This is a genomic window from Stenotrophomonas nematodicola, assembly GCF_009467805.1.
Taxonomy (GTDB): Bacteria; Pseudomonadota; Gammaproteobacteria; order Xanthomonadales; family Xanthomonadaceae; genus Stenotrophomonas; species Stenotrophomonas nematodicola.
Genome location: NZ_WIAY01000002.1, coordinates 218,528 through 242,536, shown reverse-complemented (window position 1 = coordinate 242,536; position 24,009 = coordinate 218,528). Strand labels below are relative to the sequence as shown.

The following is a 24,009-nucleotide window of genomic DNA, read 5'->3' as shown; positions in this document are numbered from 1 at the left end:
AGCATGGGCCGCCGCACCGGGCCGTCACTCGTTCGGCGGCGTGGTCGGCTTGGCTTCGCTGCCGAAACTGCCGTCGGCCTCGGCCGCGAGGTAGGCAAAGACGGTATAGGCGGCTACGTTCTGCGCCAGCGCGGCCGGGTCGATCTTGTCCAGCGTGTCGTCGGCGGTGTGATGCAGGTGGAAGTAGTCGCTGCCGTCCTGCGCCAGCCAGGCCCATGCACCGCCCTTGGCGGCCAGCGGACCGACGTCCGGGCCCGGGCCGCCCTTGTCCGGCGCATACTCGATGCCCAGCGGCTTGAGCACCTCGGCGATCTGCCGGGTCGCCTCACGCGACTCGGCCGGGTTCGGTGAGCCGGTGTTGAACGCGTAGATGCGGCCGGCGCCGAAATCGCTTTCGGCGGCGAGCTGGTGCCGGACCACGTCCTTGGCGTGCGCCTCCGCATAGGCCTTGCCGCCGTACAGACCCTGTTCCTCGTTGGCGAAGGCCACCACGCGGATGGTGCGCTTCGGTGCCTGCTTGAGCTGGCCGATCAGGTGGCCGGCGGCCATCGTGATGCCCACGCCGGCGCCATCATCGACCGCGCCGGTGCCCAGGTCCCAGGAATCGAGGTGGCCACCGATCACCACCACTTCCTTGGGCAGGCTGCGACCGGTGATCTCGCCGATCACGTTGTATGAGGTGGCCTTGCCATCCCAGCCGCAGTCCAAGCTGATCTTGAGCGTGGTCGGGCCAAGCGCGAGCAGGCGCGCCAGCTGGTTGGCGTCGGGCACCGACAAGGCGGCCGCCGGTACCGGCGTCAGGCCGTCGTCGAAGCGGGTGATGCCGGTATGCGGCACGCGGTGTGAATCAGTGCCCGCCGAGCGCATCACAAAGCCGATCGCTCCCTTGCGGATCGCCTCGGAGGGCCCCTTGCTGCGCACTGCGCCGCCATTGCCGTAGTCGCGGCCATCGCGGTACGCGGTCATCTGGTAATCAACGAAGGCGATCTTGCCGGTGAGCGAGCCGGCCGGTGCCGCCTGAAGGGCGGCCAGGTCGGCGAAGCGCACCACCTCGGCCTCGACCGTGCCGCCCGGGCTGCCGCCCAGTGCGGTGATGGTCAGCGGCTGGGCGTGCGTACCGGTCACTTCGGCGTGCTCGCTGCGGCGCTCCCACTTGGGGAAGGTGACCGGCTCGGTCCACACCTTGTCAAAGCCCAACGCCTTGAATTTGGCCACCGCCCAGGCCACCGCGCGCGCGTCGGCCTCGCTGCCGGCGATGCGCGGCCCGATCTCGGTAGTGAGCGACTCCACGACCTTCCAGCCGGTGTCGTCCTTCAGCGCCTGCTCGCGCAGCTCGGCGGCGGTGGCCAGCGACGCGGGCGGCAAAGTCGTCGGCGCGGCGAAGGCGGGCCCTGCCAGCAGGGCAAGGGTGGATGCGATGGCAAGAACGCGGCGACGCATGGACGAACTCCGGAAACGGGGCGGAAGCATCCGAGCTTAGCAGCCTGCCGGCCCGGCACATGGGCGGGAGGTCATGGTCCGGCGGACGCTGCTTGCCCTACGCGAAAGCCCCGCCGGAGCGGGGCTTTCGGATGCCGGTCGGTACCAGCCGTTGGCCGGCGTGCGGCTTACTTTTTCAGGGTGTCGCGGATCTCGCGCAGCAGCAGCACTTCTTCGGCCGGCGCGGCCGGGGCGGCTTCCTTCTTGCGGGCCAGGCGATTGATCACCTTCACCACCAGGAAGATCGCGAAGGCCACGATCACGAACTGCACCAGCGTGTTGAGGAAATCGCCGTAGCCGATCACCACTGCGGGAATTTCCTTGCCGTCCGCTCCCGGTCGTGCCGGGGCCAAGGTCCAGGCCAACTGCGAGAAATCCACCCGCCCGATCAGCCAGCCCAGCGGCGGCATGATGATCTTGTCCACCAGTGCGGTGACGATCTTGCCGAACGCGGCACCGATGACGACACCGACCGCCAGGTCGATGACGTTGCCACGCATGGCGAATTCCTTGAACTCGGTAATCATTCCCATCGGGTTCTCCTGTCGCGGGGGGATCAAAGGACGCCGCAGCGTAACGCAGCGGTTGTCATCCGGCGATGACGCCGTGGCGTTCGGCGACATTCTCCAGGCGCGCGCTGAAACGATCGCCCGGGTGCAGCGCGGCCACACCCGCAGGCGTGCCCATGAACACCAGATCGCCCGCACGCAGCGCCCACAGTTTGGACAGCTCGTGCAGGATTTCCGGCACGTTCCAGATCATCTGGTCCAGCAGCGACTGCTGGCGCACCTCACCGTTGATTTCCAGCGACAGATTGAGCGCGGCAAGATCGCCCACTTCACCGGCCGGCACCAGTTCGCTCACCGGGGCGGAGTGATCGAAGCCCTTGGCGCTGTCCCAGGGGTGGCCCTTGGCCTTGGCGGCCGCCTGCAGGTCGCGACGGGTCAGGTCCAGGCCGACGCCATAGCCGAACACCAGCGCCTCGGCCTGTTCCACCGGCAGCAGGCCTGCCGGCGCATCGCGGCCGATGGCCACCACCAGTTCCACCTCGTGGTGCAGGTCGCTGGTGGCCGGCGGGTAGGGGATCACATCGTCGTGGCCGACCACGATCGCGTCGGCCGGCTTGCTGAAGAACATTGGGCGGCCGCGGTCGTCGGCGGCCGGCACGGCTGCCCCCATCTCACGCGCATGGTCGGCGAAATTGCGGCCCACACAGTAGATGCGACGCACCGGGAACGTTCCGCCGCCGGCAACCGGAATGCGCGGCGGCACGGGCGTGGGGATTACATCGGTCATGCTCGCGTCCTGTCATGGAAGGGTCGCGGCAGTCTAGATCGTGCGTGCACGACGTGTCATGCCAAGCGTGGCACGTCGACAGCGTCAGGGCAGGGCAGGCCCGCAGGTGCGGGCCGTGCAGCGGATCAGCGCGACAGCGGCAGGGCCGGCTTGCGCACCACGCGATACTCACCGTCCATCACCTGCGACGGGGCCGGGCGAGCGCTCTTGCGCTGGGCAAGCAGCTTCCACGCCACGCCGGCGATGATCATCGCCGCACCGACGAACACGCCCACGAACACCAATGCGGCCAGGATCGCCAGGCCCAGCAGGCCGACCGCAACGCGCACCAACGGGTGACGCGGCTTGCGCGGGGCAAACAGGGAGCGGAACTGGTTGAACTGGAAGAAGCGGCTGTACATGGCGGTTTTCTTGGCTGAAGTCAGCGAGTGCTGAGTATCTGCGGTGGCCACTGTCATTGAGTGAAAAAGTCGTTAAGCGTAGCGTTCAACTGTTTCAGATCAATGACTTGGGTTCATGCAGGAGCCAGCGACATGACGACGTGAGACACTGGCCGCCTTTCGTGGTCACGATCCGACATGCCTGAACTGCATTCCCCCGACACCGCCCTGATTGCCCTGGACGCGATTGCCGACGCCGGCTTCGCCGAAGTGGAGGCCTGCATCGACGGCGACGCCGAATCGGTGGTGCTGTACCGCGACGGCGCGCAGGTGCGCGGCTGGCTGAACATCTGCCCGCACGCGGGTCGTCGGCTCGACTGGGCGCCGGGACAGTTCCTCAGGAGCCGCGAGGGGCATCTGGTGTGCGCCGCGCACGGGGCTTCGTTCTCGCTGGACACCGGCGACTGCGTGGCCGGCCCCTGTCGTGGCGATCACCTGCGCGCGGTGCCGCTGCAGGTGCGCGACGGCCAGGTGTGGCTGGCCTGATCAGAACATCAGGTTGATCATCACCACCACCACGATGGTATAGATCAACGACAGCGGCGCGCCCACCCGCCACAGCTCGCGCGGTGTGTAGTTGGCCGGGCCGGTGATCATCGAAATCACCGGATTGGAGGCGGTCATCAGGTTGTTGGACGCCGACAATGCCACGATCAGTGCGAATGCGGTGGGGTTGCCGCCGGCGGCCAACGCGAGGTTGACCGCGATCGGCACCATCACGATGGTCGCCCCGACATGGCTGATCACCAGCGAGAACACCGTGGTCAGCAGCGCCAGCGCGATCTCCAGCACCCACACCGGGATGCCGGTGGGCAGGCGGTCGATGGTATGTCCGGCGACCCACGCGGCCGCACCACTGCTGTCCATCGCCCAGCCGAGCGGAATCAGCCCGGCCATCATGAACACGGTTTTCCAGTTGATCGCAGCGTAGGCCTCGTCCATGCGCAGCACGCCGGTGAGCAGCATGCCGGCCACGCCGGTCATCAGGGTCAGCGCCACCGGCAGCTTGGAAGTCAGCGCGATGAGGATGGTGAGGGCGAAGATCGCCATCGCCATCTTGAACTTGTGCGGGCGCTGCTCGCCCTTGGGATAGTCGGTGACCACCACGAAGTCGCGGCTCTTGGCGGCCTGCGCCAGGTCGGTCCAGATGCTGTGGAACACCAGCATGTCGCCGGCCCGCAATGCGACGTTGCGGACGTCCTCGCGGATCACCTGCTTGTCGCGGTTGATCGCCAGCAGGCTGATGCCGCGCTGCTTGCGCAGGCGCAGGTCCGAGGCGCTCTTGCCGATCACATCCGAGGTGGGCGGCACCACCGCTTCGGAGATGCCGGCGCGGCTGGGATTGAACAGATCGCCCAGGTGCTTGAGGCGCGAGGACATGCGCAGGAACTGGTTCTGCGCGAAATCGCTGACCTGCTGGCGGGCGCCCATCACCCCGAGGACGCTTCCCACCCAGATGCGCATCTCCGCCGGCGGGGCCAGGCGGGTGTCGTTGCCCGTCTTCAGAGCCAGCAGCAGCGGGGCGTCGTGCACGTTCTCCGCTTCGCCCAGAGTCATGCCGACCAGCGGGCTTTCGGCGGTGACCACCAGCTCGAACACGTCGCCTTCGATGCCGTAGGTCTTGGCGAAGTAGCTGTCCGTGCGCGCCGGGGTCACGCCGTCGTTGGCCAGCGATTCCTCTTCGACCAGCTTGCGGTCGCCGTAATAGCGGAAGTACAGCAGCGAGGCGATCAGCAACGCCACGCCGATCGGCAGCGGCGCGAACATGCGCAGCGGTTCGATGGTGGCCAGGCCGGAGGGCAGGTTGTTGTTGGCCGAAGCCAGCAGATCGTTGAGCAGGATCAGCGGCGAGTTGCCGACCATCGTCAGCGCGCCGCCCATCACGATTGCCGCCGAGATCGGCAGCAGCAGCCGCTGCAGGGTCAGCCCGGTGCGTGCGGCCAGGCGCGAGGCCACCGGCAGGTACAGCGCCATCACCGAGGGGTTCTGCATGAACGAGGAGTTCAACCCGGCGATCGCGGTGGTCATCATCAGCAGACGCTGCTCGACGCCGTGGCCGCGGCGCAGCAGCCAGGCGGCCAGCCGGTTCAGTGCGCCGGTCCGGTCCAGGCCCGCGCCCAGGATGGTGGTGGCGATGATGCTCATCACCGCGTTGCCGGAGAAGCCGCCGAAGATCTCCTCCGGCGCGATCAGGCCGGTCACGCCCAGCACCACCAGCACCACCAGTGCCACCACGTCGGCGCGGATGCGCTCGAACAGGAACATCGCCATCGTGAAGCCGACCAGCCCGAGTACGAGCTTCATGTCCGTGGTCAGCGTCAGCGCGGTATCCATGAGGTGGCGCGGTTCCTTGGGCTCGGGTCAGGTACGGTCGTACAGCAGGTCCCACACCCCGTGGCCGAGCTTCTGGCCGCGGGTCTCGAAGTGGGTCTGCGGGCGCCATTCGGGACGGTCGACCTGGCCGCGCGGACCGGCCCGGTTGCTCAGCCCGGCCGTGGCGTCGAGCACGTTCCACATCTGCTCGGCGTAGTCTTCCCAGTCGGTGGCGCAGTGCAGGCGGCCGCCGACGCGCAGCTTGCGCACCAGCAGGTCGGCGAACGCCGGCTGGATCAGCCGGCGCTTGTTGTGGCGCTTCTTGTGCCACGGGTCGGGGAAATAGATGCGCACTTCATCCAGCGCGCCATCGGCGATTTCCTTCTCCAGCACTTCCACCGCATCGTGGTGGTACAGGCGCACGTGGTCGGCGTTGTCGTCGGCCAGCGCATTGAGCAGGCGGCCCACACCCGGCGCGTGCACTTCCAGCCCGATGTAGTCGCGGCTCGGGTCCTGCTGGGCGGCAAAGCGCAGCGCGGCGCCGTTGCCGAAGCCGATCTCCAGCACCTTGGGTGCATCGCGCCCGAAGGTGGCGTCCAGATCGCGGGGCTCACCGGTGAAGTCCAGCCCGAAGCGCGGCCAGCGGTCGTCGAACGCGCGCTGCTGGGCCGGCGTGAACCGGCCCTGGCGAAGCACGAAGCTGCGCACCTCGCGGCGGCCTTCGGTGACGGTGAAGGGCTTGGGCGGCGCCTTGGCGCCGGCGCTGTCAAAGGGATTGGTCATCAGGCGATCAACCCATCCACCGGCGAGGACGCACTCGCGTAACGCCTGCGCGGGATGCGCCCGGCCAGGAACGCCTCGCGGCCGGCCTCGACCGCCTTGCGCATCGCGCTGGCCATCAGCACCGGGTTGCGTGCGCCGGCAATGGCGGTGTTCATCAGCACGCCGTCGCAGCCCAGTTCCATCGCGATCGCCGCGTCGGAGGCGGTGCCCACGCCGGCATCGACAATGATCGGCACCTTGGCGTTCTCGATGATTTCCAGCAGGTTGTACTTGTTCTGGATGCCCAGCCCCGAGCCGATCGGCGCGGCCAGCGGCATCACCGCAGCGCAGCCGATCTCTTCCAGGCGCTTGGCCAGGAGCGGGTCGTCGGAGGTGTAGACCATCACCTCGAAGCCGTCCTTGACCAGTTGTTCGGCGGCCTTGAGGGTCTGTACCACGTCCGGGTACAGGGTCTTCTGGTCGCCCAGCACTTCCAGCTTGGTCAGGTTGTGGCCGTCCAGCAGCTCGCGCGCCAGACGGCAGGTGCGCACCGCGTCGTCGGCGGTGTAGCAGCCGGCGGTGTTGGGCAGGAGGGTGAAGCGGTCCGGCGGCAGCACGTCGAGCAGGTTCGGCTCGCCCGGGTTCTGCCCGATGTTGGTGCGGCGGATCGCCACGGTCACGATCTGCGCGCCCGCGGCCTCGGTGGCTGCACGGGTCTGGTCCAGATCCCTGAACTTTCCGGTGCCGGTCAGCAGGCGGGAGGCATAGGTCTTGCCGGCGATGACCAGCGAGTCGAAGGGGGCATGTACGTTCATCGCCGAATTATCGCCTATCGCGCGTGACCCTGCTGGCCCGGCGTGCGGCCGCTGGACAGCGTGCTCAGCCGCCGCCCAGCGCGTGCACGATCTCGACCACGTCGCCGTCCTGCAGCACGTGCCCGGCATGGCGGCTGCGGGTGATGATCTGGCCATTGACCTCTACCGCCACGCGGCGCTCGGCCAGGTGTTCGGTCTGAAGCAGGTCCAGGACGGTGGCAGTGTGCGGAAGCTGGCGGGATTCGCCGTTGAGCTGGATGTTCATGTCGTTATTGTCCCCCAATGAGGGGCAAGTGCGTACCCTTGCCGGCCCTGTGCGCGGTGCCGGGATGCAGGCCCCTCAAGGGTATGCGGCCGGCGCGCGGGACTTCATGCGGCGGCGCAGCGTGAAGTCGCCGAAGCGCAGTGAAACCATTGTCACCGTGCGCTGGCGTATGCCGCCGGCCTCCCACCTCTCAAGGAGCTTTACATGCTGATCAGCAAGCGCCCCCTGCGTTCCCTGATGGCAGTCGCCATCGCGCTGGCCGCCGTGCCTGCAATGGCGCAGTCCCCGTACTCCCGCACCGTGTTCATCGGCGACAGCCTGACCGATGCCGGCTACTTCCGTCCGCTGCTGCCCGCCAGCGTGCAGCCGGTCACCGGCCAGTTCACCACCAACCCGGGCTGGACCTACGCCCAGTACGTGTCCAACTACTACGGCACCAATGGCGCGGCACACGGCAACGGCCAGGGCGGCGACAACTACGCCATCGGCGGCGCGCGCGTCGGTGTGGATGTCAGCCAGAGCCTGGCACCGGGGACCCCGGCCATTCCGGTCTACTCGCTGAAGACCCAGACCGCGCAGTACCTGGCCGCCAACGGCGGCAAGGCCGACGCCAATGCCCTGTACACCGTGTGGGGCGGCGCCAACGACATCTTCGCGATCCAGGGCGGTGCACCGCTGCAGGCCACCCTGGGTGCGGCAGTCACCGACCAGGTCGGCATCGTCGCCACCCTGAAGGGCGCCGGCGCGCAGTACATTGTGGTCCCGACCCTGCCGGACATCGGCCTGACCCCGGCCGCCCGTGCCGGCGGCGCCGTCGGCATGGCGCAGGGCACCGCTCTGGCCAAGGCCTACAACGATGCGCTGTTCGGTGGCCTGAAGGCCGCCGGCCTGCAGGTGATCCCGGTCGACACCTTCCACATCCTGCAGGAAATCGTCGCCAGCCCGGCCGCCTACGGTTTCATCAACGTGACCAGCCCGGCGTGCACCACGGCCTCGTCGCTGACCTGCAACCCGACCTCGTACGCCAACCCGGACGCAGCCAACAACTACGTGTTCGCCGACGGCGTGCATCCGACCTCGGCCACCCACGCCATGCTGGGCGCCTACACGCTGTCCATCCTGGAAGCGCCGCGCCTGCAGCAGATCCTGACCCACTCGGCACAGACCGTGGGCCGTTCGCGCGCCGACCAGGTCAGCATGCACCTCGGTGGCCGCCCGGCCGACGGCCTGAGCTGGTGGGGCAACCTGCGCGGTGACATGCAGCGCTACGCCCATGCCGACCTGTACGACGGCATGGCCCCGGCCGGCCTGTTCGGTGTGGATTGGGCGCGTGATGGCATGGTTGCCGGCGGCTTCGCCGGTTACGGCCGCATGGATGCCGACTTCGGCAACAGCCAGGGCGACTTCACCCAGTCCGACACCACCGTGGGTCTGTTCGCCGGCTGGTACGGCGAGCGCGCCTGGGTCAACGGCCAGGTCAGCTACAGCTGGCTGGACTACGACGTCACCCGCAAGCTGCACCTCGGCCCGGCCACCCGCGAGCACAAGGGGTCGCCGGAAGGCAGCAACCTGACCGCCGCGCTGAATGCCGGTTACGAGTTCGGCAACGAAGGTGGCTTCCGCCACGGCCCGGTGGCCGCGGTGATCTGGCAGAAGGTCAAGCTGGACGGCTACACCGAAAGCAACGTCAGCGCCTCGGCGCTGGGCTACGGCGACCAGGACCTGGATTCCACCGTCGGCCGCGTTGGCTGGCAGGCACGCTTCGACGGCGGCAACGTCAAACCGTACCTGCAGGTCACCTACGACCACGAGTTCGAGGACGGCAAGCAGGCCAGCGCCTGGCTGCAGACGATGCCGGACGTGGGCATGTACAAGGTGCCGGGTCTGGAGTTCGACAAGGACTACGCCACCGCAGTGATGGGCGCCCGCATGACCCTGTTCGGCCTGAACAGCAATGTCGGCATCAGCACCACCACGCTGCAGAAGCGCGCCCGCGACGCGACCGTGTTCGCCAGCTTCAGCGGCAGCTTCTGATCCACCTCCGTTGTCCACGCGCCGCCGAGTCGCGTGGACAACGGCAGCGCAACGGGCGGCCCAGTGCCGCCCGTTGCCTTTTTACCGGTCCGGCGCATAAACTTGCCGGACATCCTGCGGGTGTAGCTCAATGGTAGAGCTGTAGCTTCCCAAGCTACTGACGAGGGTTCGATTCCCTTCACCCGCTCCAGATGTCCGCCTCGGCCCGCAATGGGCCGACGGTGCAGGCCGCAGCGGCGTTGAACGTGCGCCGTGCCGCCAAGCTGCTCTGTCCTGTCCGTCCAGCCCGTCCAGGCGTCACTGCAGCGCAGCGATACATGCGTCGATGCCGGCCATTGCGGTTGGTCGCCCCGACCGCCGCCGTCATACTGTCTGCCCGATCTGAAAAGGACTGTTCATGATCCGTCGGAGCGTCGTCCGCGTCTCGTCCCGCCTGGTGTATCTGCCGGCGCTGTTGTTCACCGTCATGCTTGCACCGGCATGGGCGGTGGTGCCGGCGGCGGATCAGTTCCCGGCCGAACCCGGCATGCTCGCGACGGTGACGGTGCGGACCACGTTGCCCGATGGCACGCGACGCGTGGAAGGAAGCGTGCCGCGGTACAACACCTACCGCGTCGAGGCCGATTGCGGGCGCGGTACCGTCGCGATGTACCGGAGGGAGGAAAACGGACAGTGGGACCAGCGTTATGCCGCACGGCGACGTGCGGACGGCTGGGAGCGCACCACGATCGAGGGACCGGCGGCGCGCATTCCCGCAGGGTCCAACCTCGACTGGCTGGCCAGCGCGCAGCATGACGCAGTCTGCAGGCCGAACACCGGTCTGGCCGCGCCGCGTGACGTACAGGGCTGACGCCGGCCGCCCGTCATCGCGCCGTATCGCCTGCGCGCTATGCTTCGCGCTTTCCTCCCTGCGCACCACCATGAAGCTGGCCATCCTTTCCCGCAACAGCAAGCTGTACTCGACCCGCCGTCTGGTCGAAGCGGCGCGTGCCCGTGGTCATACCGTGCGGGTGCTCGATCCGCTGCGCTGCTACATGCGCATCGCGGCGGACGGTTTCAGCATGCATTACAAGGGGCGGGCGATCACCGGCGTGGATGCGGTGATTCCGCGCATCGGTGCGTCGGTAACCCGCTATGGCACCGCCGTGCTGCGCCAGTTCGAGATGATGGGCGCGCGTACGCCCAACCCGTCCGATGCCATCCTGCGCGCGCGTGACAAACTGCGTGCGCACCAGATACTGGCGTCCAAGGGCATCGACATGCCAGTGACGGTGTTCGGCGACAACCCCGACGACACCGTGGACCTGCTGTCCATGCTCGGCCCGCCGCCGCACGTGGTGAAGCTCAACGAGGGCACCCAGGGGCGAGGCGTGATCCTGACCGAGAAGGCCAGCGCGTCGCGCGGCATCGTCGAGGCGCTGCGCGGCTTGTATGCCAACTTCCTGATGCAGGAGTTCATCGGCGAGGCCCAGGGCGCCGACCTGCGCTGCCTGGTGGTAGGCGACCAGGTGGTGGGCGCGATGCAGCGCCAGGCGCCGGACGGTGACTTCCGCTCCAACCTGCATGCGGGCGGCAGTGCCCGTGCGGCCAAGGCGACACGGGCCGAACAGCAGGTGGCCGTACGCTCGGCCAAGGCGCTCGGCCTGAGCGTGGCCGGCGTGGATCTGATCCGCTCCAGCCGCGGCCCGCTGGTGCTGGAGGTCAACTCCACCCCGGGGCTGGAAGGGATCGAAGCCATCTGCCAGACCGACCTGGCCGGACGCATCATCGACCACGTTGCGTCGATGAAAAAGCCTTCCGCTTCAAAGGCTTGAACATTAATGCGGGCCTCGGTGACGCTTTTAACACGGGTTTAATCGACCCCGGCGTAGGCTCTGTCGAACCGCAGCTCTGCCCTCCTCAGCAGGATTCGGTAATCGGGAAACACCTTCAGGCCCAGGCGGCTTCCGCCTGGGCCTTTTTATGCCCTGTCGTTGCGCACTTGCTGGCGTGAAGGCGAGGGGGCTACAGTCGGCGCTCACTCCAAGCAAGGAATGGCTGGGCATGAAAGGTATGACGAGGGTCGCGGCAACGGCCGTACTGCTGATGTGCATGGGCGCCACCGCCCATGCGGCGCCGAAGAAAGAGGTGTTCGAGCCGGGCAAGCCGTTGTCTGAACAGATCACCAAGATCGAGATCGACTTGAACGACGGCGAGACCTACGCCGAACTGGCCCTGCCCGAGCGCAGCCGGGTCCGCGAAGCCTTGACGCGTATGCGCGCCGTGGTCGAACAGTACCCCGAGCAGAAGGCGCTGCCGGAGAGCGCGCGGATGGCGCTGTTCAACGATCAGCAGGTAGTAAACACCGTTTTGACACAAGCGCGCGAAGATAGCCGTCTAATATGTAAGCGTGAAAAGGCGATCGGCTCCAACATGCCGGTCACCCAATGCATGACCGTTGCCCAGCGCGAGCGCATCAAGGCCCAGGCCCAAGGTCGCATGGATAAGACGCAACGGGTCGGCAACTATTCTTATTAGAGGTCACAGTGCGAATTCTTGTAATTGAAGACAACAGCGACATCGCCGCCAACCTGGGCGACTACCTCGAAGACCGCGGGCATACCGTGGACTTCGCCGCCGATGGCGTGACCGGCCTGCACCTGGCGGTGGTCCATGAGTTCGACGCGATCGTGCTGGATCTCAATCTGCCGGGGATGGACGGCATCGAGGTCTGCCGCAAGCTGCGAAATGAAGCGCGCAAGCAGACCCCGGTACTGATGCTCACCGCACGGGATTCGCTGGACAACAAGCTGGCCGGGTTTGATTCCGGCGCAGACGACTACCTGATCAAGCCGTTCGCGCTGCAGGAAGTCGAAGTCCGTCTGAACGCCCTGTCGCGTCGCGGCAAGGGCGTGCAGACGCGCGTGCTGGAAACCGGTGATCTGGAGTACAACCTGGATACGCTGGAAGTCCGCCGACAGGGCAAGCTGCTGCAGCTCAACCCGACGGCGCTGAAGATCCTGCAGGCGCTGATGGAAGCGGCGCCGGCCGTGGTCACCCGCCAGGAACTGGAAACCCGGGTGTGGGGCGAGGAACTGCCGGATTCGGACTCGCTGCGCGTGCACATCCACGGCCTGCGTGCCGTGGTGGACAAGCCGTTCGAGGTGCCGCTGATCCAGACCCGTCACGGCATCGGTTACCGCATCGCCGCCCCGGAAGCCTGATCGGGTGAGCGCCAAGGGGGGCCGCCGCCGCGCACCGTACCGGCGGCGGCTGCGCAGTCGCATCATCGTTTCGTTCGCGTTGTTGGGCTTCTGCCTGACGACGCTGTTCGCGTTTGCCACCAACTGGGCCCGCAGCCGCGTGGAAAACCAGCTGGTCGAGGACGTGATGAACCGCAACGTCGACGAGTACGCGCGGCGGTTCTACTCCGATCCCAGCCGCAGTCCGGACCTGCCGGTCGAGCAGATGCTGGCCTACGTGTTTCCCAAGGACAAGTTCGATCGCGTGCGCCAGGAGCGCCCGGAGTGGACGCGGCTGCCCAATGGCAACCACAACATCACCGGCATCGACGACCAGGGCAAGCCGTTTGCCTACAAACTGGCCGTGCGCAAGACCGACAGCGAGTGGTTCTTCCTGCTCTACGACATGACCCAGGCCCAGCGCGGCGAGATGCAGCTCAAACGGGCGCTGCTGATTTCCGTGCTGGTGTTCAGCCTGTTGTCGGTGGTGCTGGGCTGGTGGTCGGCGTCGAAGGTCATGAAACCCGTGTCGGACCTGGCCGCCCGGCTGCGGTCCTACCGTGGCGGCACGATCGAGCCGGAGCCATTGGCACCGCGCTTCCCCGACGACGAGGTGGGCCAGTTGGCGCAGGCCCTGGATGACTATTCCTCGCGTCTGACCGAAGTGGTGCAGCGCGACCGGGAGTTCAACGCCGACGTCAGCCACGAGCTGCGTACGCCACTGGCGGTGATCCGTGGCGCCACCGAGCTGCTGCTGGCCCGTCCCGGGCTGGACGACAAGGTGCTGCAGCGCCTGCAGCGCATCCAGCGTGCCGAACAGCAGTGCACCGACCTGATCGGCTCGCTGCTGCTGCTGTCGCGCAACGAGCGCGGGCAGGGCACCAGCAATGTGGCGCGTGTCGCCGAGCAGCTGCTCGACGCGCACCGTGCCCAGCTCGGCGGCAAGCCGCTGGAGCTGATCCTCGAAGGCGGCCACGAGCTGGTGGTGGACGCGCCTGAAGCGGCCCTGTCGGTTGCGCTGGGCAACCTGATCGGGAACGCGGTGAAGTACTCGCAGGAAGGGGCCGTGCGCGTGCGCATCCTGGCCAACAGCGTGGAGGTCATCGACAGTGGCCCGGGGCTGAGCCGGGAAGATGCCGAGCGCCTGTTCCAGCGAGGCTACCGGGGCACCCATGCGGGGCATTCGCAGGGCGGGGGCATCGGCCTGTCGATCGTCAGCCGCCTGTGCGACCTCTACGGGTGGCAGGTCAGCGTGCGCCCGGGCGAAGAGCGTGGCGTGATCGCGACCCTGACCTTCTCGCCGGCCACCCACGCCTGAGGGGACCGCGGCTGCCGGGCGGCCGCATCAGTCGTGGCGTTCGGCCAATGTCCGGTACTGGCGGTCCAGCCGTTCCACATGCGACTGCAGGTGGTCCGGATGGCCATCATTGGTCACCACGTCGTCGGCCAGCGCCAGGCGCGCGTCACGGCTGGCCTGGGCGGCGATCATGCGGTCGGCCAGGTCGGCGGTGATGCCGTCGCGCTGCACCAGCCGCGCGTGCTGCACCGCCGCCGGCACATCCACGACCAGGATGCGGTCCAGCCACGGATAGTGCTGGCGGCCGCCGGCTTCGGCCAGCAGCGGGATGGCCGCGATCGCGTAGGGACCGGGCGCCTGTGCGCAGATGTCGCGCAGCCGCTGGCGGATGGCCGGGTGGGTGATCGCCTCCAGCGCCTGGCGCGCCGGGGGGGAGGCGAAGATGCGCTCGCGCAGGGCGGCGCGGTCGAGCTGACCGTCCGCCAACAGGATGTCCGCACCGAAATGAGCCGCAATGCGGGCCAGGCATTCGCTGCCGGGGGCGACCACCTCGCGGGCGGCCAGGTCGGCATCGGCCACGGTCACACCCAGCGCCTCGAAGCGGCGGCTGACCTCGCTCTTGCCGGCGGCAATGCCGCCGGTCAGGCCCACCACGAAGCGACTCATCGGCCGGCCCTCAACGCAGGCCGGCGTAGCTCAGGTAGCCGTTGATCAACGGCTCGCCCCAGAAGAACACGATCCAGCCGGCGATGGCCAGGTACGGCCCGAACGGAATGGGGCTGGCGCGGTCGCGGCCACGCGAATACAGCCAGATCGACCCGATGATCGCCCCGACCACCGACGACAGCAGGATGATCGGCAGGATGCCCTTGAGTCCGCACCACGCGCCCAGCGCAGCCAGCAGTTTGAAATCGCCGTGTCCCATGCCTTCCTTGCCGGTGAGCTGTTTGAACAGCCACCACACCGACCACAGCGACAGGTAGCCGGCCAGCGCGCCGAGCAGGGCCGGCTTGGCCGGCATGTACAGGTTGTCGCTGGCCGCGATCAGGCCCAGCCACATCAGCGGCAGGGTCAACTGGTCCGGCAGCAGCTGGGTGCGCAGGTCGATGCCCGACAGGGTGATCAGGAAGCAGGTCAGCACGATCGCGCCGAAGCCCTGCCAGCCGAAGCCGAACTGCCAGACGCTGGCAACCACCAGCAGCGCGGTCAGCGCCTCCACCAGCGGGTACTGGATCGAGATCGGCGCGTGGCAATGGCGGCACTTGCCGCGCTGGACCAGCCAGCTGAACAGCGGAATGTTTTCGTACCAGGCCAGCTTGTGCTTGCAGTGCGGGCAGTGCGACGGCTCCACCACGATTCCTGGCGGTGGCGGTTCGTAGATGTCCGGCTCTTCCAGCACTTCGCGGGCGTCGCGCTTCCACTGCCAGTCCAGCCGCTTGGGCAGGCGCAGGATCACTACATTGAGGAAGCTGCCCAGAAGCAGCCCCAGACCGGCCGCGGCGGGAAAGCCGAGACCGGGATGCTGGTCAAGAAATGCCATGTATCACTTATCCGACAACCGCGCCGAGTTTGAAGATGGGCAGGTACATACCGATCACCATGCCACCGACGATGGTACCAATGAATACCATGATCATCGGCTCCAGCAGGCTGCTCAGGGCATCCACGGCGTTGTTGACCTCCTGCTCATAGTACTCGGCGACCTTGAACAGCATGGTATCCAGCGCGCCGGCCTCCTCGCCGATGGCGGTCATCTGGATGACCATGTGGGGGAAGACATTGACCTGCTTCATCGCCATGTTGACCGGGTAGCCCACCGAGACGTCGTCGCGCATGCGCAGCACGGCCTCTTCGTAGACCTTGTTGCCGGTGGCGCCGGCCACGATGCCCAGTGCCTCGACCAGCGGCACGCCGGCCTTGAAGGTGACCGCCGTGGTCCGCGAGAAGCGAGCGATCGCGCTGTTGTTCATGATTTCGCCGATCACAGGCACTTTCAGGATCAGTCGATCCATTGTGTGCTGCATGGACGGGGAGCGCCGGTAGGCAAACAGGAAGCCGAAGGCGCTACCGCCGGCAATCAACGCCAGCAGCCACCACCACGAGACCATGAATCGCGAACACATCACGATCATCTGGGTAAAGGCCGGCAGGTCCGCGCCAAAGCTCTTGAACACGTCCTCGAACATCGGCACGACCCAGATCAGCAGGATCGAGCTAACGATGATCGCCACGGCAACAACCATGGCCGGGTAGAACATGGCCTTCTTGATCTTGCCCTTGAGGGTCTCGATGTTCTCTTTATAGGTAGCAACCGTATCCAGCACGGTTTCCAGCACACCGGCGCCTTCACCGGCGCGTACCAGGTTGCGGTACAGCTCGTCGAACTGGACCGGGTGCTTGCTGATCGCCTCGTGCAGCGAGGAGCCGCCCTCGATATCAGCGCGTATCGTGTCAACCAGCTTCTTCATCCGCGGGTTCTTGTGCCCGCTGGCGATGATCTCCAACGCGCTCACGATCGGCACGCCCGACTTCATCATCGTCGCCATTTGGCGGCTGAAGAAGGCGATGTCCTTGGGCGTGACGGGGCTGCCCGCCGCACCGAACAGTGGCTTTGGCTTGACCTTCACCACCCCGGGCGTGATGCCTTGGCGGCGCAGCTCGGCACGCAGCATGTTTGCGTTCTTGGCGATCTGCTCGCCCTTCATCTTGATGCCCCGCTTGTCGGTCCCCTCCCAGACAAACGGTTGCAGCTCCATGGTGCTTCGCGCCACGGGCTCTTTCTTGATCGCGCTACGGCTCACAGACATTTTGGGCTCCCCAGCCACACCTTCCCCAGGCGGGCTATCTCGCCGCATGGTAGCCGTTTCCGAATGCCGTTGGCATCCCTTGACAGCCGACGGCGGCGGGCCGGTTGGGCCGGTCACTTCTGTCAGAAGGTGACGCAGCACGTCACATTGCCGGGTCCGTCGCAGATTTCTGTGAGGGGGGTTCCAATCCTGAAGATTGCTGCCATCATTGCGCCGGGGAATGCTGGGGAGCATTGCTGGCACCGTTGGCACGCAACCTGCTTCGATCCACCCGCACAGGGCGCCCGCCCCGCTCAACCGGCTTGCCGGCCCGGCGACGGCCCAGTGCCCTACCAACTATCTACCTCTTGGGGATGTACACATGAAGAATCAGAAGGGCTTCACCCTGATCGAACTGATGATCGTCGTCGCGATCATTGCCATCCTGGCCGCCATCGCGCTGCCGGCCTACCAGGATTACCTGGTCAAGTCGCGCGTGTCCGAAGTGATGCTGGCTGCTTCTTCGGCCCGTACCACCGTGTCGGAAGCTGCTGCTGCTGACACCGCGAACCCGACCGACATGCCGGCTACGGTTGCCATCGAATCCCAGGCGTCCAAGTACGTTTCCGGCGTCACCTACTCCGAGGGCGTGATCACCGCGACGGGCCAGGATCTGGGTGGCAGCACCCCGACCGGCACCATCACTCTGACTGGCCAGAAGTCCGCAAATGGCCAGGTTGACTGGACCTGCTCGGGCACCATCGCCGCCAAATATCGTCCGGCTACCTGCCAGTAATCATTGGCTGATGCTGGTCCAAGATCGGGAGGCGAAAGCCTCCCGATTGCGTTTCCGGGCCTGCGGTACATCGCGGCCTGAGGCGTCCGGATGTCCCGTCCGACCTCAGCGATGCGTCGTTCGATATCCGCGTTTTTGCAGTATCTTCTGCTCATGTTGAATGAAGGGCACAGGCCATGTCGGTAGCAATCACCGCCAATCTCGTCGGCATCACCGGCATCGCACGTCGCCTGGTCCAGGACGGCGCGCTGGACGAGGTGGCCGCGCGCGACGCGATGGCCAAGGCCGCGGCCGCCAAGCAGCCGCTGCCGCAGTGGTTCGCCGAGCACAAGCTGGTTTCGGCCGGGCAGCTGGCTGCGGCCAATGCGCTGGAGTTCGGCATGCCGCTGCTGGACGTGTCGGTGTTCGACAGCAGCCAGAACGCGATCAGCCTGGTCAGCGAGGAGCTGCTGCGCAAGCATCGCGTGCTGCCGCTGTTCAAGCGCGGCGGCAAGCTGTTTGTGGGGACCAGCGACCCGACCCATTCGCTGGACGAGATCAAGTTCCACACCAATCTGGTGGTGGAGCCGATCCTGGTCGACGAGGAGCAGATCAAGCGCACTCTGGAGCAGTGGCAGTCCAAGCATGACACCCTGGGCTCGGCGCTCGGCGGCGGCGACGACGACATGAGCGACCTGGACGTTTCCAGCGGCGACGAGGAGGGGGGCAGCCCGGATGCCGGCGTGGACGCCAAGGGCGACGACACCCCGGTGGTGAAGTTCGTCAACAAGGTGCTGGTCGATGCGATCCGCAAGGGTGCCTCGGACATCCACTTCGAGCCGTACGAAGACGATTACCGGGTGCGCTTCCGCATCGACGGCCTGCTCAAGAATGTGGCCAAGGCGCCGGTCAAGCTCAACCAGCGCATCGCCGCACGCCTGAAGGTGATGTCGCAGCTGGACATCGCCGAGAAGCGCGTGCCGCAGGATGGGCGCATCAAGCTCAACCTGTCCAAGACCAAGCAGATCGACTTCCGCGTCAGCACGCTGCCGACGCTGTTCGGCGAGAAGATCGTGCTGCGTATCCTGGACGGCAGTGCCGCCAAGCTGGGCATCGACAAGCTCGGCTACGAGCCGAACCAGCAGAAGCTGTTCCTGGAAGCCATCCACAAGCCCTACGGCATGGTGCTGGTGACCGGTCCGACCGGCTCGGGCAAGACGGTGTCGCTGTACACGGCGCTGGGCATTCTCAACGACGAGACGCGCAATATCTCCACCGCTGAAGATCCGGTGGAAATCCGCCTGCCGGGCGTGAACCAGGTGCAGCAGAACAACAAGCGCGGCATGACCTTTGCTGCCGCGCTGCGCTCGTTCCTGCGCCAGGACCCGGACATCATCATGGTCGGCGAAATCCGCGACCTGGAAACGGCCGAGATCGCGATCAAGGCGGCGCAGACCGGCCACATGGTGCTGTCCACCCTGCATACCAACGATGCGCCGCAGACCATCGCGCGCCTGATGAACATGGGCATCGCCCCGTTCAACATCACCAGTTCGGTGACCCTGGTGATCGCCCAGCGCCTGGCGCGGCGTTTGTGCGGCAACTGCAAGCGGCCGATCGAGCTGCCCGCGCACGCGCTGCTGGCCGAAGGCTTCACCCAGGAGCAGATCGATGCCGGAATCCGGCTGTACGAGCCGGTCGGCTGCGAGGAATGCACCGAAGGCTACAAGGGGCGTACCGGCATCTACCAGGTGATGCCGATGAGCGAGGAAATTTCGGTGATCGTGCTGGCCGGTGGCAACGCCATCCAGATTGCCGAAGCGGCGCAGCGCGCCGGGGTCAACGACCTGCGCCAGTCGGCGCTGGTCAAGGCTGCGGCCGGCGTGACCAGCCTGGCCGAGATCAACCGCGTCACCAAGGACTGACGGGCGCCGGGCGGCGCCCGGCCCTCAATCCATGCCCAGCTTCTTGAGCTTGTAGCGCAGCGCACGGAAGGTGATGCCCAGTTGCGCGGCAGTGCGGGTCTTGTTCCAGCGGTTCTCTTCCAGCGCGCGCTGGATCGCGGTGCGCTCCATCTGCTCGATGTACGAGGGCAGGGCGCCATTGCCGGCCGGCAGATCAACCACCGCTTCTTCCTGGTGCGTCGCGGCGGACCCCCCGGCCACGCGGTGGCCGCCCGGGGCGGGCAGGCGCAGGTCGCTGGCCCCGATGCTGTCACCTTCGGCCAGCGCCAGGGCACGCTCGAGGATGTTCTCCAGTTCGCGCACGTTGCCGGGGAAGTGGTACTGCGCCAGCGCGTCCAGCGCCGACGGCGCCAGCAGCGGGGTGGGGCGTTCATGGGTGCGCGCCAGCCGCGCCAGAATCGAGGCAGCCAGCTGCGGCAGGTCGCTGCGGCGTTCGCGCAGCGGCGGCACGCGCAGTTCGATCACGTTGATGCGGTAGTACAGGTCGTGGCGGAAGCGGCCGTCCTCGACCAGCTCGCCGAGGTCCTTGTGGGTGGCCGAGAGGATGCGCACGTCGACGGCGACCTCGGTGGCCGCACCGACCGGGCGGATCGACTTTTCCTGGATGGCGCGCAGCAGCTTGACCTGCATCTGCAGCGGCAGCTCGGCCACTTCGTCCAGGAACAGGGTGCCGCCGTGTGCGGCCTGGAACAGGCCGGGCTTGTCGGCATGGGCGCCGCTGAAGCTGCCCTTCTTGTGGCCGAAGAACTCGCTCTCCATCAGCTCGGAGGGAATCGCGCCGCAGTTGACCGGCACGAACGGGCCGGCCGCGCGCGCGCTCTGGTCATGGATGGTGCGCGCGACCAGTTCCTTGCCCACGCCGGATTCGCCGAGGATGTAGACAGGCGCCTGGCTGCGCGCGACCTTGGCGATGGTGGCACGCAGGCCGTCCATCGCAGGCGACTCGCCGAGCAGGCGCGCAGCCTGTTCCGGGGCCAGCGTGGCGGGCGCTGCGCGCTCGCTGTTGTTGAGTTCCAGCGCATGCTTGACCAGCCCGCGCAGCACGGCGATGTCCACCGGCTTGCTGACGAAGTCGAAGGCGCCGGCCTTGAGCGCCTCCACGGCCAGGTCCATGCTGCCGAAGGCGGTGATCATCGCCACCGGCGTGCGTGGGTAGTGCTGGGCGATTTCGGTGACCAGCTCGATGCCGTTGCCGTCGGGCAGGCGCATATCGGTGATGCACAGATCGTAGGGATTGCTGGCCAGCAGCTCCCGTGCCTCGGCGAGATTGGCCGCCGTGCTGATGCGCAGGCCCATGCGGCCCAGCGTCAGTACCAGCAGTTCGCGGATGTCGCGCTCGTCGTCGACGACGAGGGCGCTGCGGTTGTCGTTCATGAGGAGGGAAGATAGCCGAGGGGGGTCATTGGCGACAAATGTTTGACGCGGGGTGGGCGGATGTGCGGCGGTCCGCGGTCATTCGTGCAGCATCGTGTGCGGGCCGGGCAGGATCAACCGGAAACAGGCGCCGCCCGCCGGGACGGACACGTACTCGAGCCGGGCCTGGTTGGCGCGGCAGAGCTCCCGGGCAATGTACAGGCCCAGGCCGGTGCCGTGCTCGGAGGTCGTATAGAACGGGCGGAACAGTTGGCTGGCCACGCTCTCGGGAATGCCCGGGCCGCGGTCCATCACATCGATCACCGCGGCGCGCTCCTGGCGCGCCACGCGCAGCCGCACGCGCGCCGGGTCCTGGCCGATGCGACCGTACTTGAGCGCGTTGTGCACCAGCACGGTGAGGATCTGGTGCAGGTGGCGCGGGTCCATCAGCGCGTGCACGGAGGTCTCGCTGATGATCGGCTCGACGCTGTCCGTCTCCAGGGTGATGCCCTGTTTGTACTCGATCACGAAGCGCCGCACGAACGCAGCCAGATCCAGGTTCTCCGGATTGGCGCGTTCGCGGCGGGCCAGGCCGAGCACGCTTTCGACGATGCCGTTGGTGCGCTGGCACTGCTGGTGGATGATCTGCAGCAGGCGGCGGTCGGTCTCGCCGATCGCGGTGGATTCCTCCAGAAGCTGGGCGGCGTAGTTGATGGCCGCCAGCGGATTGCGGATTTCATGGGCCAGGCTGGCCGAGAAGCGGCCCATCGCCGAGAGGGTGAGCGATTCGGCACGGCGCGAGACCACGCTGGAGTCGTCCAGGAACACCAGGGTCAGCTCGCTGCCCGCGAGCAGCCGGGCGAAGCGGGGCTGCACTTCCGGCTGGTCGGGCGAGAGCTGGATGGGCAGCTCATCGTTGGTCCAGCCGTTGCGCCAGCGCTGCAGGCGCCGCGCCAGTTCCGGCGCGGCGCTGGCCAGCTCCAGGCGTCCACTGCCGCTGTTGCCGTCGGCGTCGCCGATCAGCGTGGAGGCCGCTTCGTTGGCGAGGGTGATGCGGTTGGCGCCGTCCACCACCAGCACGCCGGTACGCATGCGGCGGATGATCAGTTCGTTGATCTCGAACAGGTTGGCCACTTCGGCGCCACGCTGGTTGGCCAGCTGCTGGTTGCGGCGCGCGCGGTTGCCCACCTGGTAGCTGACGAAGGCCAGGGCGAGATAGCTGGTGATGAACATCGCCAGCTCGGCCAGGGTACGGGTCGGATCGCCGCCTTCCAGCAGCTTCCACACGTATTCCCCGGCGGTGGCGGCACTGGCGGTGACGGCGATGCCCAGCCCCCACGACAGCGGCAGCAGGGTCGCCGCGGCGGCGATGTTGAACAGCAGCGACATCGAGATGCCGGCGCTGGCGCCGGGCAGGGCGTGCGCGAGCAGGACCGCGGCGATGATGTCCACCGCCACGCCGCCGACCACGATCGGGCGCAGCCAGCGCTCGTTGCGGCCGATGAACAGCAGCAGGGCGGACAGCAGCAGATAGGCGGTGCCGACGATCCGCGCCAGGTACGGGTGGTCGGCTTCGCCCACCATCGAGCTGAGCGGGCTGAACAGCAGGGCGATGATCACCGAGGCGATCAGCAGCCGGTACAACGCGAAAAAATACAGTTCCCGCCTCGGAATGGATTCGATGCGGTCGATCAGTGAAGCGCTGGGTGACACGCCGGAACTCCCCTTCAGGCATTGCGGGGAGTGTAGAGGGTGTGGCCGCGCATGGGGGCGTGTCCCGGGACGGCGCCGGGACAGGGCGCTCCCCGGTTTGCGCGCCGCACCGGCCCGTTCCGGCGGCCGGGCGCCTGGGGAGTGGCGCAACTGCCTGAAAATCGGTCGAAAAACCCGTCGGGCCAGCGAGCGGAGGGCGCTGTCTTTGCGCCTGCGCGCCGGCTCGTCCACAATAGAGGGCCCGCCGCGGTCCGGACCGGCGCCCTGTGAGGGGGCCTTGGAGATGCGTGCGGTCGTTCCTATTCCCACGGTGACGCATGAATTTCCACGAATACCAGTCAAAACAACTGCTTGCCGAGTACGGCATCCCCGTTCCGGCCGGCAAGGTCGCGGCGACCCCGGACGAAGCCGTTGACGCTGCCAATTCCCTGGGCCAGGGCCCCTGGATGGTCAAGGCGCAGATCCATGCGGGCGGTCGCGGCAAGGCTGGCGGCGTCAAGTTCTGCAAGACCACCGACGATGTGAAGGCCGCTGCGGCCAAGATGCTCGGCACCAAGATGGCCACCTACCAGACCGCCGGCGTCGAGCTGCCGGTCAACCTGGTGCTGGTGACCACCGCCGGCGAGATCGTCAAGGAACTGTACCTGTCGGTGCTGGTTGACCGTGGCACCAAGACCATCACCTACATCGCCTCGTCGGAAGGCGGCGTGGAGATCGAGCAGGTCGCCGCCGAAACCCCGGAGCTGATCCACTCGCTCAACGTCGACTTTGTTGAAGGCGTGCAGGGCTACCACGGCCGTGATTTCGGCTTCAAGCTGGGCCTGACCGCCAAGCAGGCCGGCCAGTTCGCCAACATCATGGTGAACCTGTACCGCCTGTTCAACGAAAAGGATCTGGCGCTGGTTGAAATCAACCCGCTGGCCATCCTGGACGACGGCAACCTGTACGCGCTGGACGGCAAGTTCGACAGCGACGACAACGCCGCGTTCCGTCAGAAGGCGCTGGTCGCCATGCGCGACAAGACCCAGGAAGATCCGACCGAAGTGATCGCCTCGGAGCTGGACATCAACTACGTCACGATGGACGGCAACATCGGCTGCATGGTCAACGGCGCCGGTCTGGCCATGGCCACGATGGACGTCATCAAGCTCAACGGCGGCGAGCCGGCGAACTTCCTGGACGTGGGCGGCGGTGCGAACAAGCAGCGCGTCATCGAAGCGTTCAAGCTGATCCTGTCCTCGGACAAGGTCGAAGGCATCTTCGTCAACATCTTCGGCGGCATCGTCCGCTGCGACATGATTGCCGAAGGCATCATCGCCGCTGTGAAGGAAGTGGGCGTCAAGGTTCCGGTCGTGGTGCGCCTGGAAGGCACCAACGTGGAAGAAGGCAAGCAGCTGCTGCGTGACAGCGGCATGGCCATCATCCCGGCCGACAACATCAACGACGGTGCCAAGAAGGTCGTTGAAGCTGTCAAGAACGCCGCCTGATCCGACACC

23 protein-coding genes and 1 tRNA gene are annotated in these 24,009 nt (G+C 66.9%); 11 read left to right on the top strand and 13 right to left on the bottom strand.

Going from position 1 to position 24,009, the window contains the following annotated elements:
• Positions 1-24: 24 nt before the first annotated feature.
• The 4 genes from GDJ08_RS08625 to GDJ08_RS08610 all read right to left on the bottom strand — a co-directional run bounded on the left by GDJ08_RS08625 (position 25) and on the right by GDJ08_RS08610 (position 3,176).
• Entirely contained in the window at positions 25-1,440 is a 1,416-nt protein-coding gene (locus GDJ08_RS08625) for a M28 family peptidase (RefSeq protein ID WP_136003006.1), read from the bottom strand.
• A gap of 167 nt (positions 1,441-1,607) precedes the next feature.
• Complete coding sequence (gene mscL / locus GDJ08_RS08620) at positions 1,608-2,012, bottom strand: large-conductance mechanosensitive channel protein MscL (RefSeq protein WP_017356191.1); 405 nt, start codon at positions 2,010-2,012, stop codon at positions 1,608-1,610.
• A 55-nt stretch (positions 2,013-2,067) separates the two neighbouring features.
• Positions 2,068-2,775, bottom strand: a complete 708-nt coding sequence (locus tag GDJ08_RS08615; protein WP_153164701.1) for a fumarylacetoacetate hydrolase family protein — start codon at positions 2,773-2,775, stop codon at positions 2,068-2,070.
• Between the two features lie 125 nt (positions 2,776-2,900).
• The gene (locus tag GDJ08_RS08610; protein WP_017356189.1) at positions 2,901-3,176 is read right to left on the bottom strand and encodes a hypothetical protein; all 276 of its coding nucleotides are present in this window, start codon (positions 3,174-3,176) and stop codon (positions 2,901-2,903) included.
• Between the two features lie 177 nt (positions 3,177-3,353).
• On the opposite strand from GDJ08_RS08610, the gene GDJ08_RS08605 reads away from it, so the two are divergent.
• Positions 3,354-3,701: a Rieske (2Fe-2S) protein gene (locus tag GDJ08_RS08605; RefSeq protein ID WP_017356188.1), complete on the top strand. Its 348-nt coding sequence runs from the start codon at positions 3,354-3,356 to the stop codon at positions 3,699-3,701.
• Here GDJ08_RS08605 and GDJ08_RS08600 read toward each other — a convergent pair whose 3' ends face one another.
• From GDJ08_RS08600 to thiS, 4 genes are all read right to left on the bottom strand, one after another.
• A complete protein-coding gene (locus GDJ08_RS08600) occupies positions 3,702-5,549 on the bottom strand; it encodes an SLC13 family permease (protein WP_017356187.1) in 1,848 nt (615 codons plus the stop codon).
• Positions 5,550-5,576: 27 nt separating this feature from the next.
• Positions 5,577-6,311: a tRNA (guanosine(46)-N7)-methyltransferase TrmB gene (gene trmB, locus GDJ08_RS08595; protein WP_153164700.1), complete on the bottom strand. Its 735-nt coding sequence runs from the start codon at positions 6,309-6,311 to the stop codon at positions 5,577-5,579.
• On the bottom strand, positions 6,311-7,105 hold the full coding sequence (locus GDJ08_RS08590; protein WP_153164699.1) for a thiazole synthase: 795 nt from the start codon (positions 7,103-7,105) through the stop codon (positions 6,311-6,313). Before GDJ08_RS08590 ends, trmB begins: the two co-directional genes overlap by 1 nt.
• A gap of 64 nt (positions 7,106-7,169) precedes the next feature.
• Positions 7,170-7,370 carry a sulfur carrier protein ThiS gene (gene thiS, locus GDJ08_RS08585; protein ID WP_017356184.1) on the bottom strand — a complete coding sequence of 67 codons (201 nt, stop codon included), beginning with the start codon at positions 7,368-7,370 and terminating at the stop codon, positions 7,170-7,172.
• A 204-nt stretch (positions 7,371-7,574) separates the two neighbouring features.
• Between thiS and GDJ08_RS08580 the strand changes: the two genes are divergently transcribed.
• The 7 genes from GDJ08_RS08580 (at position 7,575) to GDJ08_RS08550 (ending at position 13,943) form a co-directional block, all read left to right on the top strand.
• Complete coding sequence (locus GDJ08_RS08580) at positions 7,575-9,404, top strand: autotransporter domain-containing esterase (protein WP_017356183.1); 1,830 nt, start codon at positions 7,575-7,577, stop codon at positions 9,402-9,404.
• Between the two features lie 116 nt (positions 9,405-9,520).
• A tRNA-Gly gene (locus tag GDJ08_RS08575) sits at positions 9,521-9,594 on the top strand.
• Positions 9,595-9,801: 207 nt separating this feature from the next.
• Entirely contained in the window at positions 9,802-10,254 is a 453-nt protein-coding gene (locus tag GDJ08_RS08570) for a hypothetical protein (protein WP_017356182.1), read from the top strand.
• A 70-nt stretch (positions 10,255-10,324) separates the two neighbouring features.
• Positions 10,325-11,218, top strand: a complete 894-nt coding sequence (rimK, locus tag GDJ08_RS08565) for a 30S ribosomal protein S6--L-glutamate ligase (RefSeq protein WP_017356181.1) — start codon at positions 10,325-10,327, stop codon at positions 11,216-11,218.
• Positions 11,219-11,447: 229 nt separating this feature from the next.
• Positions 11,448-11,921 carry a hypothetical protein gene (locus GDJ08_RS08560; RefSeq protein WP_229296480.1) on the top strand — a complete coding sequence of 158 codons (474 nt, stop codon included), beginning with the start codon at positions 11,448-11,450 and terminating at the stop codon, positions 11,919-11,921.
• Between the two features lie 8 nt (positions 11,922-11,929).
• The gene (locus GDJ08_RS08555; protein ID WP_017356179.1) at positions 11,930-12,607 is read left to right on the top strand and encodes a response regulator transcription factor; all 678 of its coding nucleotides are present in this window, start codon (positions 11,930-11,932) and stop codon (positions 12,605-12,607) included.
• 4 nt (positions 12,608-12,611) lie between these two features.
• Entirely contained in the window at positions 12,612-13,943 is a 1,332-nt protein-coding gene (locus tag GDJ08_RS08550) for a sensor histidine kinase (RefSeq protein WP_017356178.1), read from the top strand.
• A 27-nt stretch (positions 13,944-13,970) separates the two neighbouring features.
• Here the strand turns inward: GDJ08_RS08550 and coaE are convergent, their stop codons facing one another.
• The 3 genes from coaE to GDJ08_RS08535 are packed head-to-tail and all read right to left on the bottom strand — an operon-like array spanning position 13,971 to position 16,729.
• Positions 13,971-14,588: a dephospho-CoA kinase gene (gene coaE / locus GDJ08_RS08545; protein ID WP_153164698.1), complete on the bottom strand. Its 618-nt coding sequence runs from the start codon at positions 14,586-14,588 to the stop codon at positions 13,971-13,973.
• A 10-nt stretch (positions 14,589-14,598) separates the two neighbouring features.
• Complete coding sequence (locus GDJ08_RS08540; RefSeq protein ID WP_017356176.1) at positions 14,599-15,462, bottom strand: prepilin peptidase; 864 nt, start codon at positions 15,460-15,462, stop codon at positions 14,599-14,601.
• Positions 15,463-15,469: 7 nt separating this feature from the next.
• The gene (locus GDJ08_RS08535; protein WP_136003187.1) at positions 15,470-16,729 is read right to left on the bottom strand and encodes a type II secretion system F family protein; all 1,260 of its coding nucleotides are present in this window, start codon (positions 16,727-16,729) and stop codon (positions 15,470-15,472) included.
• 361 nt (positions 16,730-17,090) lie between these two features.
• On the opposite strand from GDJ08_RS08535, the gene GDJ08_RS08530 reads away from it, so the two are divergent.
• On the top strand, positions 17,091-17,504 hold the full coding sequence (locus tag GDJ08_RS08530) for a pilin (RefSeq protein ID WP_017356174.1): 414 nt from the start codon (positions 17,091-17,093) through the stop codon (positions 17,502-17,504).
• 176 nt (positions 17,505-17,680) lie between these two features.
• The gene (gene pilB / locus GDJ08_RS08525) at positions 17,681-19,408 is read left to right on the top strand and encodes a type IV-A pilus assembly ATPase PilB (protein ID WP_017356173.1); all 1,728 of its coding nucleotides are present in this window, start codon (positions 17,681-17,683) and stop codon (positions 19,406-19,408) included.
• 24 nt (positions 19,409-19,432) lie between these two features.
• On the opposite strand, the gene GDJ08_RS08520 is transcribed toward pilB, so the two are convergent.
• Together GDJ08_RS08520 and GDJ08_RS08515 are read right to left on the bottom strand one after the other, a co-directional pair.
• On the bottom strand, positions 19,433-20,821 hold the full coding sequence (locus tag GDJ08_RS08520) for a sigma-54-dependent transcriptional regulator (RefSeq protein WP_017356172.1): 1,389 nt from the start codon (positions 20,819-20,821) through the stop codon (positions 19,433-19,435).
• Positions 20,822-20,899: 78 nt separating this feature from the next.
• Entirely contained in the window at positions 20,900-22,513 is a 1,614-nt protein-coding gene (locus GDJ08_RS08515; protein WP_153164697.1) for a sensor histidine kinase, read from the bottom strand.
• Positions 22,514-22,830: 317 nt separating this feature from the next.
• Between GDJ08_RS08515 and sucC the strand changes: the two genes are divergently transcribed.
• Positions 22,831-24,000, top strand: coding sequence for an ADP-forming succinate--CoA ligase subunit beta (gene sucC, locus GDJ08_RS08510; RefSeq protein WP_017356170.1), 1,170 nt, complete (start codon positions 22,831-22,833; stop codon positions 23,998-24,000).
• Positions 24,001-24,009 lie beyond the last annotated feature (9 nt).